Source organism: Vibrio sp. YT-19(2023), assembly GCF_033337395.1.
Map to the genome: position 1 here is coordinate 1 of NZ_JAWOQN010000713.1, position 618 is coordinate 618.

General features: G+C 45.8%; 1 protein-coding gene. It reads left to right on the forward strand.

The annotated features are described in order from the left end of the window. A partial coding sequence (locus tag R7E78_RS28050; protein WP_318058876.1) for an HAD-IA family hydrolase occupies window positions 1-391 on the forward strand: 391 nt, incomplete at its 5' end. Between the last annotated feature and the right edge of the window lie 227 nt (window positions 392-618).

Sequence of the window (618 nt, forward strand, 5' to 3'; positions counted from 1 at the left end):
CCCTGGCGTAAAAGAAATGCTGACGGATCTAGGTAAGCACTACAAACTCGTCGTGATCACTAACGGTCCAATTTTCTCGCAGCACCCCAAATTGAAAGCAACACAAATGGATGAATGGGTGGACCATATTATTGTGGGTGGCGAAGAGCCAGAAGAAAAACCAGCGGCCAGCATATTCCAAAAAGCCTTGAAACTTGTCGACGTCAAACCAGAAGAAGCCATACACATCGGTGACTCTTTAGCGGCAGACATCGCAGGCGCAAACAACATGGGTATTTTGAGTGTGTGGGTGAATGCGACTGGCGCAAGTAATCCAACAGAGATAACGCCGAACTTTGAAATCCGAGAAACCGTCGAGCTAAAAGAAATCCTGAAAACACTCGCCCAATAACAACAGCGAATTAAGAAAACCACAACCCCAGACATTGAGCTGGGGTTTATTTTATCTGCGCGAAAAGCTCTGGGATCATGGGTGGTCTAAAGCACCAAAAGCTGCACCAACCTTATAGTTCGTACGCAAAGCGAGATATGTTCTGCTGATAGAAATCTTCTGGCTAGCCACTCTCAGCTAATATGACGGAAAATAGAGTGGCTAAAATGCAAAAAAGCCCCAGTCTT